Source organism: Monashia sp. HAY1-2A, assembly GCF_056755315.1.
Window position 1 is genome coordinate 1 of the sequence record NZ_JBNDHY010000620.1, and the last position, 249, is coordinate 249.

A 249-nucleotide genomic window follows, 5' to 3' on the forward strand; every position below is an offset into this window, starting at 1 on the left:
TGGAAGCCCACGTACGACGCCACCAGCGCGGCGGTACCGCCGAAAATGGCCGACTTAAGCATTGCCCCGCCGAAATCGTCCCAGGAATCCACACTGTTGCTTAGCGCCGACCAGAACACGCCGTTGTCCAGGCCCAGCACGTGCACGGCTTCGAAGTAGCTGGCGCTGATCGCCAACGAACAGAAGATGCCGGTGAGCAGGGGCACGGTGAGCACCGCCGCCCAGAAGCGCGGTGCCACCACCTTCGCC

General features: G+C 64.7%; 1 protein-coding gene. It reads right to left on the bottom strand.

The window, feature by feature from the left end:
* The coding region (locus ACPYOM_RS23275) for an ABC transporter permease (protein WP_481347786.1) at positions 1-249 on the bottom strand (249 nt) is incomplete at both ends.